Below are 16876 nucleotides of genomic sequence, written 5' to 3' on the forward strand. Positions count from 1 at the left end.
CGATTTCGCTGGCGACTAGAGCGTAGGGGCCACACTCGTTCCCATTCCGAACACGATCGTTAAGCCCTACAGCGCCGATGGTACTCCGCTCGCGAGAGCGCGGGAGAGTAGGCCGTCGCCGGCACCCCCTGGTCTCCGACCGCTCGGTCGCTGACCTTCAAATGCCTCAGCCTTTCCGCTGAGGCATTTGTATTTTCGTACCCTCGTCGCGCACCACCCCGCGCGCCATTCGTCTCGCTCCCCAGCATCCTCCTCACGACAGCATGCCACGCGCCGGCATCGTTACCGTCGCCGGGAAACCCAACGCCGGAAAGTCGACGCTGCTCAACCGTATCGTCGGCGAAAAGCTGGCGATCGTGAGTCCCAAGCCGCAGTCCACCCGCGACCGCATCGTCGGCATCCACTCGACCCCAGAAGCGCAGATCGTCCTTCTCGACACGCCCGGACTCCTCGATCCTCGCTACGCGCTTCAGCGCGCGATGCGCGCGACCGCGCTCGCCGCGCTGGCCGACGCGGACGTGATCCTCTATCTCGCCGACGCGACCGATGGCGAGCCCCAACCGCTGGCCGAGGTGGCGGGCCTCGACCGCCCGCCTCGCGTACCGATCGTACGGGCGCTCAACAAGGTCGATCTCCTGTCCGCGTCGGCCCGTGCGGAGCTCGCGGCGAAGGCCCCCGACGCGGCGCTGGTGAGTGCGTCGAACGGACAAGGAATCGACGACCTGACCGCGAGGCTGGCATCGCTCCTTCCCGAGAGCCCCTTTCTGTACCCGGAAGACGAGCTCAGCACGCAAACAGTGAGATTCTTTGCGGCGGAGCTGGTGCGGGAGACTGCCTTCGAGCAGCTCGAGGAAGAGTTGCCATACGGCGTGGCGTGCGTCATCGAGGAGTTCCGAGAATCGCAAACGCCGGTGTACATTCGAGCGGTCCTCCATGTCGAGCGCGAAAGTCAGAAGCGCATCCTCATCGGCTCGGGGGGCCGGCGGATTCGCGCGATCGGTCGCGATGCCCGCCGGAAAATCGAGACGCTCGTGGGGTCGCCCGTTTACCTCGACCTGTGGGTCAAGGTCCTACCGAACTGGCGACGTAATCCGAGCGCGCTCGCGCGGCTTGGTTACAAGATTCCCGAGGACGGATCTCCATGACAGTGCGCCCCCCCGAGCAACTGCTCGCCCTTCTCGTCTGCCCGAAGTGCAAGGGCGATCTCGAATTCGTCGAGAACGAATCGGTGCTCGTGTGTCACAAGTGCCGGCTGCGGTACCCCGTGCGCGACGGGATTCCAGTGATGCTCATCGACGAGGCGACGCCGTTCTGAAGCTGTTGGTCTCCGCGTGTCGCCGGCTGTCGTTGCGCCGCGGCCGCCCTCTGTTGGTGTCGTTGCTCGTCGCCGCCATGCACCGCGTCGCGCTCGCGCAGAGCGGGAACGGCGCGCAGGGCGGTTTGGATTTTCTGCTGCCGATCGGCGCGCGTACCGTGGGCATGGGCCAGGCGGGAACGGCGATCGCCGTCGGCTCCGACGCGCTCTGGTGGAATCCGGCCTTGATCGCGCGCGGGCCGCGCGAAGCGTCGATGCAAATCACGCAGACGCTCGCGACACAAACGGGCGCGGACGCCGGCGTGGCCTTCATCTACGCGGTGCCGCGAGTGGGCGCGGTCGGACTGAGCCTGCGTTATCTCAACTACGGCGAGCAGGACGCGACCGATTCGACGCAACAGCTCACGGGCAAGTTCGCGCAAACGGGCACGATCGTCGCGGCGACGTTCGCCGCGCCGTTCGGCGACCGCTTGGCGATCGGGCTCACGGCAAAGCTCCTTCGCGTCGGCTTCCCGTGCACCGGCGATTGCTCGTTCACGATCGGTAACGCGGCGTCGCCGCAAACGGGGGCGCTCGACCTCGGCGCCCAGTATCTCGTGACGGGCGATTCGCTCCTCACGCTTGGGGCCGCGGTTCGCAACGTCGGCTTCAAGCTGCAGGTGAACGACACGCCGCAGGCCGACGCGCTCCCGGGCCGTTTGTATCTCGGCGCCGCGGCCGCGCCGAAATGGGGGCAGCTGCCGAAGGATGTACGCGTGCGAGCGGCCGCCGATCTCGTGTGGCGCCTCTCGGACGCCGGCACGCCGGGGCTCAACCTCGGCGGCGAGCTATCGTTCAAGGAACGCTATCAATTGCGCGCGGGCTATGTCGTGAACGGCGCGACCGGGTCCGGGCTCACGTTTGGTGCCGGCATCTCCACCGGAAAGCTCCAGATCGACTTCTCGCGAATGCTGAACGACGTGAGCCAGCAGTCCGGCGTGACGCCGACGTACGTCGCGTTGAGATATCTCTATTGATGCCGAGCATGCTGTCACTTCCTCGTTTAGGCGCGCGAATCGCCACGATCGTCGCCCTTTCGGCGGCGCGAGCTTCGCTTCGCGCGCAAGTCGCCGACGCGGTCGGCGGTGTGATGCCGGCCGGCGTGACGCGCGCCGAGCGGCCTGCGACGGATTCCACGTTCAAGACCGGGCCGGATTCCATCCGCCGCGGCAGCCCGCGCATCGAGGATCTCCGCGTTCGGCGATTCGCGCCGGTGGCGTCGGCGATCCTTCCGGGGAGCGGACAATTCGCCCTCGGGAACGATCGCTCGATCATCTACACGGCCGCGGAGATCGTCGGCTGGTGGCGGTTCAGCAAGAGCTGGCGCGAGCAATCGCAGCAGGAATCGGCGTTCAAGGCGATCGCGCGCACGGTGGCGCGGTCCCACTTCTCGAGCGCGCCGCCCGACGGCGACTGGACCTACTACGAAAACATGCGGGATTTTCTCGAGAGCGGCGTTTACTCGATGGCCAACAACGGGTCGGTCATTCCCGAGACGGATACGCTCACGTACAACGGCCATCTGTGGCAACAACTGCTCGCCACGAATGCCACGACCAGCGCCGCGTTGGCGGCGTACGAATCGCAGGCGGTAAAGCCCAATTTTCAGTGGTCGTGGCGAAACGCGCAGCTTCAGTACGACCAGTTCATCCGAACGACCGACAAGCGCAACGACGCCTCCCACGCCGCGGTCCAGGATCTGATCTTCTTGGCCGCGAACCACGTACTCAGCATGGTCGACGCCTTCGCGACGTTCCGGCTGCAAATTCGTCCGGAGGCAGGGGGGGGCGGACGGCCCGGAGCGTCGTTCAGTGCGAGCGCGCGCTGGTGACCGGTTTCAGCCGAGTAGCGCGCTTGAACCGCGCGGGCGCTGGAACTGTCCGCGCGTCTTCGTTTGATTTGATTCGAGGCCCGCGCCGCCAGGAGGCGCGTTTCGCTAGCCGCTCCAACCCGCCGACAACGCAACAGAGTGGCAACCGTTAGCGCGATTCTGTTTTCCGGCGAAGGCGCCGCTCCGCTCGAGCCGGTCGACCGGTGGCTCGAGGCGTTGGACGTCCCCGTCGTCGCGCTGGCGGACGTCGACACGTTGATGTCGATCGCGCTTCGCAGCCGTCCGCGCGTGGTCGTCTTCGACGCGCGCAAGGCCACCGCACGGATCCTGGACGCGCTCCGCCGGCTCAAATCCGACTCGTACACGGGCATCGTGCCGGCGGTGGTGCTGACGGTGGACGACCCCGCCGTATTCCAAACCGCGTTCGAGGCCGGCGCCGACGAGGTGATTCGCGAGGGCGTTCCGCGGGCCGAGGTCGACGTGCGGTTGGCCGCGCTCCTGCGGCGATCGGACCGCGACCTCTACGTGCACCCGTCGACGCGCTTGCCGGGCGCCGTGGAAATCGAGGCGGACATCGCCCGGCGCCTCGAGTCCGGGGCCTTGTTCGCGGCGTGCTATGCGGACCTGGATCACTTCAAGGAGTTCAACGACCGATACTCCTATCACGAGGGGGATCGCGTCATCAGGATTCTCGCGCAGATCCTGCACGATGTGGTCAAGGGGCAGTGTCACGAGCACGGATTCGTCGGCCACATCGGCGGCGACGACTTCATTTTCATCGTGCCGCTGCCCGACGTGAACGACGTCTGCGAGGAAATCGTTTCGATCTTCGATACTCTGATTCCGTATCAGTATTCCGAGCAGGACCGGCGAGCCGGGTACTTCTTCGGCAAGGATCGCCGCGGCCAGCTTCACCGCGTACCATTGATGACCGTCTCCATCGGGGTCGTGACCAACGAGCGCCGCCGGTTCGGTCACGCGGCGCAGGTGAGCGCGCTGGCGACCGAGATGAAGAGCTACGCGAAGACATTGCCCGGTTCGGTGTATTCGATCGACCGTCGCACCGACGCCGTGACGGAGCGCCCTGGAGAGCCGGAGCGGGCGCTGTCACACGGCGGCGCGGCGAGCGGTGGCGGGGGGGGGAGCGGAGAAGGAAACGCGCGATCCGAAAGTGGAGGAAAAAAGATCAAGTGAACGTTTCGTGTCCGGAATGCAACTCGGTGTTCCGCGTCGACCCGACCAAGGTTCCGTCGGGCGGCGTTCGCGCACGATGCTCCGTATGCGGCGGCGTCATCATCGTCGGCGCGGGCGCTCCGATCGAAGAGGAGTTCGCGCCGATCGCGAGGGCCGTGTCGCCGGCCGCACACGCGCCGATCCCCACACCGATTGCTGCGCCGATGCCGGCGCCGGCATCCGCTTCATCCACCGTCGCTCCGTCGAGACCGGCGCCCGCTGCGCCAACTCCCTCGACGGCGAGACCCGCGATCGTACCTCCAGCCGCGGCCGCGCCGTCGGCGATTCCGTTTCCCGCACCCGCGACTCGGCCGCCGCCCGCGCCGCAGCAACGTCCGACTCCGGCGTCGGCACCGCAGGCGCCTCCAGCTGCCCCAGCCGCGTCATCGCCGACTCCGTCGGCTCCGGCGTCCCGTCCGGTGGTTTTCGCGGCGCGTGGTCCCGCGACCCCGCCCGTCTCCGCCCGTCCAACGCAGCCGCCCTTCGCCGGGCCCGCCGGAACGCAGCGTCCGCCAATCGCACCGCGGCCTTCGGGCGCGATGCCGGTGCCACCGGCGGGGCCGCGCCCGGCGGTGCGGCCGGCGCAAAGTACGCCGGCTCGACCCGCGACACCGATCGTTCCGGCGCGACCGGTTCCGCCGTCGGGGCCGGCCGGAGGCGCGATCCCGCCTCGCCCGTCCGGCTCGATGCCGGCACAGCCCGCAACTCAGGGCGGCTCCTCACCGTCGACGCCGACGCGCGCGCCGATCAATCCGTTTCTCGCCAACGACCCCAACGCGAAGGCTCGTCGTTTGGCGCGCGCGCTCGTGTCCGATCTCGTGACGTACTTCCCGCAACGTCGCGACGAAGGGCTGCGCGACGGAACGTTGCGCGAGCTCTTTCGTGAAGAGATCAAGAAATCACAGGAAGAGTACGTCGAGCAGGTCGGTCGCGATTTCGCCGAATCGACGACGCACTTTCAGGACGCACTGAACGAGATTCTCGCCGGAGGCCAGCGCATCTTCTGATGCGACGGGCCTGCGCCGTCAGGAATGTGGCGCTAGGTTGACAGGTGTGAGTTTGACATGCGAGCCGTCCGTCGCGACCGCGGGACGGCTCGTCTCATACCCGGGGGAGAACGATCGATGGCCGAAAGCGAGCGAGCACGCCAGCTCAGGCAATACGCTGAGCGACTGGCGGAGCTGCGGAGGTACCTTTGACCTCGATGCGAAGCGCGAGATGCTTCGTTCGCTCGAGGAGCGCATGGCGGCGCCCGGGTTCTGGAACGACCAGCAGGCGGCGCAGGCCGCGGTGCAACAAATAAAGGCGGTCAAGATCTGGGTCGAGCCGTTCGACGCGATCGCCGGAAGAATCGAGAGCGCGCGCGAACTGGAAGAAATGCTGCAGTCCGAGCCGGACGCCGACATGATATCCGAGCTCGATCGGGAGATCTCGGCGCTCGGGCGCGAGATCGAGGCGTTCCGACTCCGTTCGCTGTTGTCGGGACCCGACGATCACCGCGACGCGCAGCTCGAGATCAGCGCGGGAGCCGGCGGCACCGAGGCGCAGGATTGGGCGTCGATGCTGATGCGGATGTACACTCGCTGGGCCGAGCGAAAAGGCTACACCATCGACATCCTCGACATGAGCGAGGGCGAAGAGGCCGGGATCAAAGGGGCGGTGCTCGAGATCAAGGGCTCGTACGCCTACGGCTTTCTGAAGGCCGAGATCGGGGTTCATCGGCTCGTGCGCATCTCGCCGTTCGACGCGCAGGCGCGACGGCACACCAGCTTCGCGTCGGTGTTCGTGTATCCCGTGGTCAACGAGGAAATCAACGTCGAGATCCGCGACGAGGACATTCGGATGGACGTCTTCCGTGCGTCGGGCGCGGGGGGACAGCACGTCAACAAGACGAGCTCCGCGGTGCGTCTCACTCACATTCCGACGGGCATCGTCGTGTCGTCGCAGCAGGAGCGGTCGCAGCACAAGAACAAAGGCACGGCGATGAAGATGCTGAAGAACCGTCTCTATCAACTCGAGGCGGAGCGGCAGGCGAAAAAGAAGGCGGAGCTCGACGCGACGAAATCGGACGTGAGCTTCGGCAACCAGATTCGCAGCTACGTCTTCCAGCCGTACACGATGGTGAACGACCACCGCACTGAACTGAAGATTCCCGACGTACAGCGGATCATGGACGGCGACATCGATCCGTTCGTCGAAGCGTATCTCACCTCACTCGGCGGCAACGGCAGCGGGGCATCGGCGGCGTGAGCGACGAAACGAACTTCGTCCGTCGGGCGCGGCGCGAGAAACTGGACGCACTCGTCGAGCGTGGCGTACAGCCGTTCGCGTACGGATTCGACCGCACCCACGATGCGGCCGAGGCGGTGCGATTGCATCCGGCCGGTCACGAGGGAGAGGGCGATGTGGTGCGCGTCGCGGGGCGCATCGTGGCATGGCGCGCGCACGGCAAGACGACGTTCGCGCACCTCGCCGACGAGAGTGGCCGCATTCAGCTCTACTTCAAGAAGGACGGGCTGGGCGATCAGGTCTATTCGACGCTCGAGCTGTTCGACATCGGCGACGTGGTGGGCGTGACGGGGCCGCTCTTTCGGACACGCACCGGCGAAGTGACGGTGCGGGTGACCGACGTCTGTCTACTGGCGAAATCGCTGCGCCCCCTGCCATTCGGCAAAGAGGAGGAGGTCGGCGGCGTGAAGGTTCGCCACTCCGGATTCGCCGACGCGGAGCAACGCTACCGGCAGCGCTACGCCGACCTCGCGGTGCATCCCGAGGTTCGCGCGTTGTTCCGCGCGCGGTCGAGAATGATCGCCGAATTTCGTCGCGCGCTCGACGAGTGGGGCTACCTCGAAGTCGAGACGCCGGTGCTGCAGCCGCTCTACGGTGGGGCGTTGGCGCGGCCGTTCACGACACACCACAACACGTTGGACATGCCGCTGTATCTGCGCATCGCCGACGAGTTGTACCTCAAGCGGCTCGTCGTCGGCGGGTTCGACCGGGTCTACGAGATCGGCCACGATTTCCGGAACGAGGGGATCGACCGGACGCACAATCCGGAATTCACGATGCTCGAGTTCTACGAGGCGTACGCCGACTACGCGGGTATGATGACGCGCGTCGAGACGCTGGTGACGCGGGCGGCCGCCGCGGTGAAGTCGGTCTGGTCGCCGCCTACCACCGAAGGCGCCGTGGAGCACGGTTCGGAGCCGGTCCCGGAATTCGAGCCGCCGTTCCCGCGCGTCGAATGGTTCCCGTCGCTCAACCGCGCGCTCGGGGCGGGGGTCGACGCAGCGGCGCTCGGCGACGAGGAATTACGGAACGCGGCGCGTCGTGCCGGCGTACAGAAGGTGGAATCCATGAGTCGGCCGAAAATCCTCGACGAGATGTTCCAAACCCTGGTGGAATCAAAACTCGTGTCGCCCACGTTCGTGGTGGATTATCCGGTCGAGTTGTCACCGCTCGCGAAACCGAAGCGCGGCAACCCAGGGCTGACCGAACGGTTCGAGCTGTTCGCGCGGGGCCGCGAAATGGCGAACGCGTTCAGCGAATTGAACGATCCGATCGACCAGCGGCGGCGCTTCGAGGCGCAGGCCGCATTGCGCGCTGCGGGCGACGAAGAAGCGGTCGGCGTGGACGAAGACTATCTGCGAGCGATGGAGTACGGGATGCCGCCCATGGGCGGCGTTGGCATCGGCGTCGACCGGCTATTCATGTACCTCACGAACACGCCGAACATTCGCGACGTGATCCTCTTTCCCACGCTGCGGCCCGAGTGATGCCGGTATTCGCGCCATGATGACCCGTCTCGAGCTCTCGATCGCATGGCGTTACATGCGCAGCCGGCGGGGATCCCGCCTGCTCTCGCTCATCAGCACGATCGCGATCCTCGGCGTGACGGTGGCGGTGAGCGCGCTCATCGTCATCATCGGCGTGATGGACGGTCTGCAGACGGATCTACGGGAAAAGATCCTGATCGGCAGCCCGGACATTCGCGTGATGAATTTCGGCGAAGATCTCGTGATGAACGACTGGCATTCGGTGCTGGACAAGGTTCGTCGCCAGAAGGGCGTGGTCGCGGCCGGGCCGTTCGTGCACACGCAAGCGCTCGTGCTCGCGGGACACCACAAGTACATGGAGGGCGTGTTTGTCGAGGGTCTCCCCCCGGAAGGACCGAACGCGCCCGAGGTGACGACGATTCGCCAGCGGGCCACGGCCGGCAACTTCCGGTTCGAGACGGCGGACGGGCAGCATCGCGGCGCGGTGCTCGGCTCGAAGCTGGCGGAAAAGCTCAACGTCACGCCGGGCATCGACTCGATCACCTTGCTCAGCATCGACCAGAAGCACATCGATCCGGTCACCGGGTACCCGACGGCCAAGTCGATGCAGCTCGAGGTGACGGGCATCTTCGACACGGGGATGTACGAGTACGACAATTCGTACGTCATCGTCTCGCTCGAGACGGCGCAGCAGCTGGCGCAGCTCGGCAACGCGGTCACCGGGATCGAAGTCAAGACGCCGACTCGATGGGTGGCTCCGGACATCGCGCAACAGTTGATCGACAGCCTCGGCGCGCTGCGCGTGCTCGATTGGCATCAGCAGAACAACCAGCTGTTCAGCGCGCTCAAGCTGGAGAAGCTGGGGATGACGGTGATCCTGCTGCTCATCGTGTTGGTTGCCGCCTTCAACATCATCAGCACGCTGGTCATGGTCGTGACCGACAAGACGCGTGAGATCGGCATTCTGCGGGCGATGGGAATGCCGGCGCGGTCGATTCGGCGCCTGTTCTTCGCGCAGGGGCTGGTCATCGGCGTGGTCGGGACCGGCGCGGGGCTCGTGGTCGGGTTGGCCGCGGCCATCATCATCGGGCGGAACAAGCTCATCGCTCTCGACCCGACCATATATTTCATCGATCATTTGCCCGTCGCGACCCAGCCGCTCGATGTGACGCTCATCGTCGTCGCGAGCCTCGCGGTGGCCGCGCTGGCAACGGTGTATCCCGCGTTGCAGGCAGCTCGCCTGTATCCCGTCGAGGCGATCCGGCACGAATGATGGTGCTCGAGGCTGTGGACTTGGGGAAGGAATACCGCGGCGGCGACGGCGGCACGATCACCGTCCTCGACGGCGTGAACCTGCAAGTCGCCCGCGGCGAGATGGTGGCCGTGGTCGGGGCGAGCGGTGCGGGGAAAAGCACGCTTCTGCATCTGCTGGGCGCGCTCGACGAGCCGACGCGCGGCGAGGTCTTCATCAACGGCATCCGATTGCCGGCGTCGCGCGCCCGCGCCGGGAGTGACGTTTCATCCGAGCGCGGCAGTTCCACTTCAGAGACGCGGGTGAGTCGGTTCCGCGAGCGACGGGCCCGCCGGCGGCTCGCCGGAAAGCGCGATCTCGAGGTCTCGTCGCTTCGGAACCGGTCGGTCGGGTTCGTGTTTCAGTTTCATCACTTGTTGCGGGAGTTTACGGCGTTGGAGAATGTCGCGATGCCCCTTCGCATCGCCGGATGGGACGAGGGTCGCGCGCACAAGCGCGCGGCCGAGTTGCTCGAGCGCGTCGGCCTCGGCGCGCGAATGCAGCATCGGCCATCTGAGCTGTCAGGAGGAGAGCAGCAGCGCAGCGCCGTGGCGCGCGCGCTGGCCATTGATCCGGCCGTCGTGTTGGCAGACGAGCCGTCGGGCAACCTCGACCATATGACGAGCGAACGGCTGCACGACTTGTTCGTCGAGCTTTCGCGCGACCTGGAGATCGCGATGGTGATCGCGACGCACAACAGGTCATTGGCGGCGCGCGCGGACCGCACCCTGCTGCTGGAGGACGGGCGTCTTACGCCGACCGACGTGCGGGAGGTCGTTCCCTGATGGTCTGCGACGTTTGCAAAGAGCGGGACGCGGCGGTGCATCTGACGACGATCGAAGACAATGCCGTGCACCAGCTGCATCTCTGTGAAAAGTGCGCGGCGGAGCGCGGCGTCGAGACGCCGGCGGCGGCGCCCAATCACCCGCTGGGTGAGTTCCTGCACGACGTGCAGCAGCAGGTCGCGCTCACCGGGCTGACGTCCGGCGAATCGCCGCGGTGCCCGTTTTGCAACACGACCATGGCGGATTTTCGCACCACGGGCCGGTGGGGATGCGCGCGGTGCTACTCGAATTTCGAGGCGGGGATCCGAGAGCTGTTGCGGCGCGTCCAGGGCAACCACCGGCACGTAGGGCGGGTGTATCGGCCGCCGGTCGGCGAAGCGCTCGAGCGCGTCGCGGCGATCGGCGAACTTCGTGAGCGGCTTCGTCGGGCGATCGAAAGCGAGCAATTCGAGCTCGCGGCGGATCTGCGCGACAAGATTCGGGTGATGGAATGACGGTGGATCTTTCGTTGCTGCCCGACGGCGGCGTCGGTTGGCTGGACGCGTCGGGGAAGAATTCGGACATCGTGTTGTCGACGCGCATTCGCCTGGCGCGAAACGTCGAGGGCTACGCCTTTACCGGTCGGGCGCGCGACGGCGAGCGGCTTCGCGTGCTCTCGCAGGTGCGCGAGGCGGTGACGTCGATCCCGGCGATGAGCGATTCGGTCATGTACCGCCTCGACGAGCTGCCGTCGACGGCTCGATCATTGTTGCACGAACGCCACCTGGTGAGCAAGGAGCTCGCGGGGCTGGAGCCGCCGCACCCGCTTCGCACGGGGGCCGCGGTCTTTTTGGCCGACGGCCTCGGCGTCATGGTGAACGAGGAGGATCATCTTCGCCTCCAATCGCTGCGCTCGGGATTTGCATTACAAGAAGCGTACGCCGCGATCGACAAGCTGGATCGCGAGTTGGGCGCACGGGTGCCCTACTCGTACCACGGAGAATTCGGCTTTCTAACCGCATGTCCGACCAACGTGGGTACCGGCCTCCGGGGCTCCGTCCTCATTCACCTGCCCGGTCTCGTTCTCACCAAAGAGATCGCCAAGGTGCTCAACAGCCTTCAGCAGATGGGGCTGACCTACCGGGGACTATATGGGGAGGGAAGCGAGGTCGTTGGCAACTTCTTCCAGATCTCCAACCAGACCACGTTGGGACGGTCGGAGGAGGAATTGCTCGACCAACTGTTGCGCGTGGTCGGTCACGTCGTCGAACGAGAGGCGGAAGCTCGCCGTGTTCTGCTACGAGACGCGGGTTATATTATCGAGGACAAGCTTTGGCGCGCATACGGCACGCTTCGATACGCACGCAGCCTCACTTTCGACGAGGCGATGAATTACCTCAGCGGCGTTCGGCTGGCTGTCGGGCTGAAACTGATCTCCTCGCTAAGTGTATATACCCTCAACAAGCTCCTGATCTTTTCGCAGGCCGCACACCTGGCGTACGCAGAAGGCGGTGGCCGGGCGTTGACGGAAAGCGAAACCAACTTGGCGCGCGCGCGGTACGTGCGACGAGCGCTGGAAGATGAAACGGGCTCTGTTGGGTGACCATGGCGGTCACCCCGATGTGAGGGGAAAATGAACGGCTATAACTTCACCGAGCGTGTACGCAAGGTCCTCGCAATGGCCCGCGAGGAAGCCGCGCGTCTGCACCACGAGTACGTGGGCACCGAGCACATTCTGCTCGGGTTGATTCGCGAAGGTGAAGGAGTCGCCGCCCAGGTGCTCCAGAACCTCAGCGTCGAGCTGGACGACATCCAGCAGAAGATCGAGGAGACGGTCAAGAAGGGCAAAGCCGGGCAGACCACCGGCCCCGATCTCCCGTATACGTCGCGCGCCAAGAAGGTCCTCGAATTGGCGATGGCCGAAGCGCGCGACCTCAATCACAGCTACGTCGGAACCGAACACCTCCTCCTTGGGCTTCTCCGTGAGGAAAAGGGGATTGCGGCGCAAGTGTTGACCGATGCGGGCGTCAATTTGGACGCCGCCCGCGCCGAGACACTGCGCATCCTCGGCACGGAGATGCCTCAGGGAGGCGGCCAGCAACCCGCGGGCACCGCGCCCGCGCAGACCCCGCCGAAGGGCGAGAAGAAGTCCAAGACGCCGGCGCTCGATCACTTCTGCCGCGATCTCACGCAGCTCGCGGCCGAAGGACAGCTCGATCCGACGATCGGACGCTCGAAAGAAATCCAGCGCGTGATGGAAGTGCTCACGCGCCGCAAGAAGAACAATCCGGTGCTCATCGGCGAACCAGGCGTCGGCAAGACGGCGATCGTCGAGGGACTCGCGCAGCTCATCGCCAACGGCGAGTGCCCCGAGTCGCTCCGCGACCATCGCGTCCTGTCGCTCGACATGGCCGCCGTCATCGCCGGCACGAAGTATCGCGGCCAGTTCGAGGAGCGCCTCAAGGCCGTGATGAACGAGATCGCGCAGAACAAGCAGATCATCCTGTTCATCGACGAGCTGCACACGCTCGTCGGCGCGGGTGCTGCCGAAGGAGCGATCGACGCGTCCAACATGTTGAAGCCTGCGTTGGCACGCGGAGAATTGCAGTGCGTCGGTGCGTCGACGCTCAACGAGTATCGTAAATACATCGAGAAGGACGGCGCGCTCGAGCGTCGCTTCCAGACCGTGATCGTGGATCCGCCGTCGGTCGATGAGACCGTCGAGATCCTGCGTGGCCTCCGCAAGAAGTACGAGGACCACCACAAGGTCACGATCCCGGACATCACGCTCGTTTCGGCGTCGAAGCTCTCGGAGCGCTACATCACCGACCGGTTCCTGCCCGACAAAGCGATCGACGTGATCGACGAGGCGGGTGCACGGGCGCGCCTTGCTGCCCAGGCGCCGCCGCCGGAAGTCGCGGCGCTCAAGGCCGATCTCGAGAAGGTGAACACGGAAAAAGAAGCTGCCGTCCGCGACCAGAACTTCGAGCGCGCCGCGTCGCTGCGCGACAAGGAACGCGAGATTCAGGGCGGCATCAAGCAGAAGCAGGCCGAGTGGGAAGCGCGGCGGCAGTCGCACCGTCCCGTGCTCGGCGAGGAGGAAATCGCGTTCATCGTCAGCCGGTGGACGGGAATTCCCGTGACGCGCCTGCAAGAGGCCGAGACCTCACGGCTGCTTCGAATGGAAGACGAGCTTCACGAGACCGTGATCGGCCAGGACGAGGCGATCAAGGCGATCTCGAAAGCGATCCGCCGCAGCCGCGCGGGACTCAAGGATCCGCGGCGGCCGATCGGGAGCTTCGTGTTCTCTGGCCCGACAGGCGTCGGCAAAACGGAGTTGGCTCGCGCGCTGGCGAAGTTCCTGTTCGCCGACGAGAGCGCTCTGATCCGCGTCGACATGAGCGAATACATGGAGAAGTTCTCCGTGTCGCGTCTCATCGGCGCCCCCCCGGGCTACGTCGGCTACGAGGATTCGGGCACGCTCACGAAGGCCGTGCGTCGCAAGCCGTACAGCGTGATCCTGCTCGACGAGATCGAGAAGGCGCACCCGGACGTGTTCAACATCCTGCTGCAGGTGCTGGATGAAGGGCACCTCACCGACAACTACGGCCGCGTCATCGACTTCAAGAATACGGTCGTGATCATGACGTCGAACGTCGGCGCGCGTGATCTGAGCAAGTCGAAGGCGCTCGGCTTCACGTCGGGCGACGACAAGGCGAATTGGGAGCGGCGCGCCGAAAAGGTGCGGGACGAGTTGAAGAACGTGTTCAACCCGGAATTCCTGAACCGCCTCGACGACGTGATCGTGTTCCACCCGCTCAGCCGCGAGCACATCGCCTCGATCGTGGGCGTGCTGCTCAAGGACATTCGCCGCCGGCTGTCCGAGGAGGATCTCAGCCTCCGCCTGACCGAGACGGCGACCGACTTCCTCGTGAAGCACGGGTACGACGAGCAGTATGGCGCGCGCCCGCTCAAGCGGGCGATTCAGAAGTTCATCGAGGACCCGCTGTCGGAAAAGATTCTGATGGGCGAGTTCTCACGCGGCGACGAGCTGGAGGTCGATGCCGCGGCCGACGGCGAGCACCTGGACTTCCGCGTACTGACCGGCTCGACACAAGCGTAAAGAAATTCAAGCCTTGCACCCGGCAGGTGCCCGCTATTTGCGGGACCTGACCGGGTGCTTTTTGTGTATATTGCGGGATTATGCGACGTGCGCGTCTCCTAGCCAGTTTGATCGGCGTGGTCGTGGCCGTTCCGGCCGTCCGCGCCCAACAGCCGTCTACCGGCACGACCGGAACCTGCGCGACCCCCGACAGCGTGGCATTTCGCGGCCTGTCGCGGATTCCGGAAGCCGACGTCAGGTCGGATATCGGGATCCAACCCAAGACCGCGATCAGCAGCCGGGTCGTCACGCAGGCGCTCAAGAACCTCTACGCCACGAACAACTTCGAGCCGAACGGAACCGCCACGTGCGAGACCATCGACGGCAAGACCGTCCTGGTCTTCAACCTGACGGAGCGCCGGATTCTCAGCGAGGTATCGGTGGTCGGCGCCAACAAGGTGTCGCCATCGTCGGTGAAGGACCGGGTGGACATCCTGATCGGGAAGCCGATCAACCCAGCCCAGGTGGCGAAGGACGTCGCGCGGATCGACTCGCTCTATCAAGCCGAGGGGTATTTCCTGGCCAAAGTGGTCGTGGACACCGTCAAGGACGGGGCCGCGACCACTCTCGTTTTCAGGATCGACGAAGGGCGACGCCTGGCGATCTCGGGTGTCCAGGTCGAAGGAAACAAGGCGCTTTCCGCCAAAGAGATCGTGGGCGCGATGAGCACCAGCCCCGAGGGCTTTTTCTGGTGGAAGAAGGGTGAGTTCGACCAGGACAAGTTCAACGAAGACATCTCGAAGTCGATCCCGCAGCTCTACGCGGCACACGGCTACATCGACGCGCAGGTGGTGAAGGACACCCTGATCGTCGACCGGAAAGAGGGAAAAGCCCTCGTGCGGCTGACGGTGCAGGAAGGACCGCAGTACCGCATCGGCAGCTTCGAGGTCAACGGTTCGAAAGTCTTCTCGAGCGACCAGCTCGCGCTGTTCTATCCCTTCGGTCCGCGCAGCAAGACGATGGGCGAAGCCGTGAAGGGGCTCGTCGGCCGCGGCGCGCAGAAGGGCGTCTTCGACCAGTCGGCGTGGGACGCCGCCACGGACCGCGTCCGCGACGCCTATGAAGATCAGGGTTACATCTACGCGACCATCGCCCCCGTCGTGGAGCGCCGCAAGGCGGGCCCCGACTCGGTCCCGACCGTCGACCTGCGCTGGGAAATCGACGAGCGGACGCCGGCCATCATCAACCGCGTAGACATCCTCGGCAACGACGTCACGACCGAGACGTGTATTCGCGACCAGCTGTTCGTCGTGCCGGGCGACGTGTTCAACAAGCAGCGCTTCATCGACAGCTATCGCAACATCGCCAACCTCGGGTTCTTCGAGCAGGACATGCCGGTGCCCGAGACGCGCCCGATCAACGACAAGGGCGACATCGATCTGATCTTCCACGTCAAAGAGAAGCGCACCGGAAACGTGAACTTCGGCGCCTCGGTGGGTCAGGGAACCGGCGTCGGCGGATTCATCGGGTTCGACCAGCCGAACCTCTTCGGCGAGTGCAAGCGCGGCTCGCTGCAGTGGCAGTTCGGCCAGTACATCAGAGATTTCTCGCTGAGCTACAGCGATCCGCGCATCAAACAGTCGAACGTGTCCGGGACCATCTCGGCGTACCACCAGCAGTCCCGCTTCATCATCCGCGACATCGGCCAGTCGGTCACGACGGGTGGCCAGCTGCAGTTCGGCTTCCCGGTGTTCAACTCGCGGTCGACGCGGTTTTACACGAGCTACGGCGGTGAGCACGTGAAATACGGCGGCGACGGCTTGGTCGCCACCATCCAATGCAACGGCTGCTTCCGATCGACTCTGGGAATGCAGCTCGACCACGACACGCGATTGGGAATGCCGTTCCCCGTGGCCGGTGTGCACGAGAACCTCTCGCTGCAACTGAACGGCGGACCGCTGGGCGGCACGGCGAGCTTCCAGCGCATGACGGCGGAGATGCACGGCTACACGCCGATCGCGACGCTTGGCAAGGCGATCGGGGCGGAGCCGGCGCAGGTGGTCTTCGGTCTGACGGCGCGGGCCGGCGCGGTGTTCGGCGATCCGGGTCCGTTCTTCGTCTCGCAGTCGTTCAGCATGGGCGGCGTGCAGTACGGCGAGCCGCTCCGCGGCTATCCGGAGTTCTCGATCACTCCGTTCGGCTACCTGCCGAACGCCGATCAGCTTCAGGCACAGCGGACGTCCTTCGGCAACGCATTCTTCCGGGGGACGGCGGAGCTTGGGATCCGCATGAATCAGCAGCTCTACTTCGACGCCTTCTACGACGCCGGGAACCTCTGGGAGCGTCCGCGCGATTTCGACCCGACCCAGCTGTTCCGGGGTGCGGGCGTCGGTGCGTCGCTGGTGACGCCACTGGGTCCTCTCGGAGTCGATTTTGGATACGGGTTCGACAAGACCAACGCGGCGGGGCAGCCTGCGCCGGGCTGGCAAGTGCACTTCAAGTTCGGGAACATCTTCTAAAAAGTG

Annotated in this window: 15 protein-coding genes and 1 rRNA gene; 15 read left to right on the forward strand and 1 reads right to left on the reverse strand. The window is 65.4% G+C overall.

Annotated features, from left to right (window positions below):
• Nucleotides 1-7 precede the first annotated feature (7 nt).
• The 6 genes from rrf to VGQ44_18345 all read left to right on the forward strand — a co-directional run bounded on the left by rrf (nucleotide 8) and on the right by VGQ44_18345 (nucleotide 4379).
• Nucleotides 8-124: ribosomal RNA gene (gene rrf / locus VGQ44_18320) — 5S ribosomal RNA — on the forward strand.
• A gap of 139 nt (nucleotides 125-263) precedes the next feature.
• Entirely contained in the window at nucleotides 264-1145 is an 882-nt protein-coding gene (gene era, locus VGQ44_18325) for a GTPase Era (GenBank protein HEV8448796.1), read from the forward strand.
• Nucleotides 1142-1315, forward strand: coding sequence for a Trm112 family protein (locus VGQ44_18330; protein ID HEV8448797.1), 174 nt, complete (start codon nucleotides 1142-1144; stop codon nucleotides 1313-1315). Before era ends, VGQ44_18330 begins: the two co-directional genes overlap by 4 nt.
• 56 nt (nucleotides 1316-1371) lie before the next feature.
• A complete protein-coding gene (locus tag VGQ44_18335; GenBank protein HEV8448798.1) occupies nucleotides 1372-2331 on the forward strand; it encodes a PorV/PorQ family protein in 960 nt (319 codons plus the stop codon).
• A complete protein-coding gene (locus VGQ44_18340; GenBank protein HEV8448799.1) occupies nucleotides 2331-3185 on the forward strand; it encodes a hypothetical protein in 855 nt (284 codons plus the stop codon). The genes VGQ44_18335 and VGQ44_18340 overlap by 1 nt, the downstream gene beginning before the upstream one ends.
• A gap of 138 nt (nucleotides 3186-3323) precedes the next feature.
• On the forward strand, nucleotides 3324-4379 hold the full coding sequence (locus tag VGQ44_18345) for a GGDEF domain-containing protein (protein HEV8448800.1): 1056 nt from the start codon (nucleotides 3324-3326) through the stop codon (nucleotides 4377-4379).
• On the opposite strand, the gene VGQ44_18350 is transcribed toward VGQ44_18345, so the two are convergent.
• Entirely contained in the window at nucleotides 4372-4611 is a 240-nt protein-coding gene (locus VGQ44_18350; protein HEV8448801.1) for a hypothetical protein, read from the reverse strand. The genes VGQ44_18345 and VGQ44_18350 overlap by 8 nt on opposite strands.
• Nucleotides 4612-5104: 493 nt before the next feature.
• On the opposite strand from VGQ44_18350, the gene VGQ44_18355 reads away from it, so the two are divergent.
• From VGQ44_18355 to bamA, 9 genes are all read left to right on the forward strand, one after another.
• The gene (locus tag VGQ44_18355) at nucleotides 5105-5425 is read left to right on the forward strand and encodes a hypothetical protein (GenBank protein ID HEV8448802.1); all 321 of its coding nucleotides are present in this window, start codon (nucleotides 5105-5107) and stop codon (nucleotides 5423-5425) included.
• Nucleotides 5426-5542: 117 nt separating this feature from the next.
• A protein-coding gene (gene prfB / locus VGQ44_18360; protein ID HEV8448803.1) for a peptide chain release factor 2 occupies nucleotides 5543-6668 on the forward strand; the annotation gives its coding sequence in 2 pieces (ribosomal slippage) (nucleotides 5543-5614 and nucleotides 5616-6668; 1125 coding nt in all).
• Nucleotides 6665-8194 carry a lysine--tRNA ligase gene (lysS, locus tag VGQ44_18365; GenBank protein ID HEV8448804.1) on the forward strand — a complete coding sequence of 510 codons (1530 nt, stop codon included), beginning with the start codon at nucleotides 6665-6667 and terminating at the stop codon, nucleotides 8192-8194. Before prfB ends, lysS begins: the two co-directional genes overlap by 4 nt.
• Nucleotides 8195-8210: 16 nt before the next feature.
• A complete protein-coding gene (locus VGQ44_18370; GenBank protein ID HEV8448805.1) occupies nucleotides 8211-9467 on the forward strand; it encodes an ABC transporter permease in 1257 nt (418 codons plus the stop codon).
• Nucleotides 9464-10270 (forward strand): ABC transporter ATP-binding protein, encoded by an 807-nt coding sequence (locus tag VGQ44_18375; protein HEV8448806.1) that lies wholly within the window; start codon nucleotides 9464-9466, stop codon nucleotides 10268-10270. Before VGQ44_18370 ends, VGQ44_18375 begins: the two co-directional genes overlap by 4 nt.
• A complete protein-coding gene (locus VGQ44_18380; protein HEV8448807.1) occupies nucleotides 10270-10764 on the forward strand; it encodes a UvrB/UvrC motif-containing protein in 495 nt (164 codons plus the stop codon). Before VGQ44_18375 ends, VGQ44_18380 begins: the two co-directional genes overlap by 1 nt.
• On the forward strand, nucleotides 10761-11852 hold the full coding sequence (locus VGQ44_18385; GenBank protein HEV8448808.1) for a protein arginine kinase: 1092 nt from the start codon (nucleotides 10761-10763) through the stop codon (nucleotides 11850-11852). The genes VGQ44_18380 and VGQ44_18385 overlap by 4 nt, the downstream gene beginning before the upstream one ends.
• Nucleotides 11853-11882: 30 nt before the next feature.
• On the forward strand, nucleotides 11883-14372 hold the full coding sequence (locus tag VGQ44_18390; GenBank protein HEV8448809.1) for an ATP-dependent Clp protease ATP-binding subunit: 2490 nt from the start codon (nucleotides 11883-11885) through the stop codon (nucleotides 14370-14372).
• A gap of 80 nt (nucleotides 14373-14452) precedes the next feature.
• Nucleotides 14453-16870 (forward strand): outer membrane protein assembly factor BamA, encoded by a 2418-nt coding sequence (bamA, locus tag VGQ44_18395; GenBank protein HEV8448810.1) that lies wholly within the window; start codon nucleotides 14453-14455, stop codon nucleotides 16868-16870.
• Nucleotides 16871-16876: the final 6 nt, after the last annotated feature.

This window comes from Gemmatimonadaceae bacterium (genome assembly GCA_036003045.1).
Taxonomy (GTDB): domain Bacteria; phylum Gemmatimonadota; class Gemmatimonadetes; order Gemmatimonadales; family Gemmatimonadaceae; genus JAQBQB01.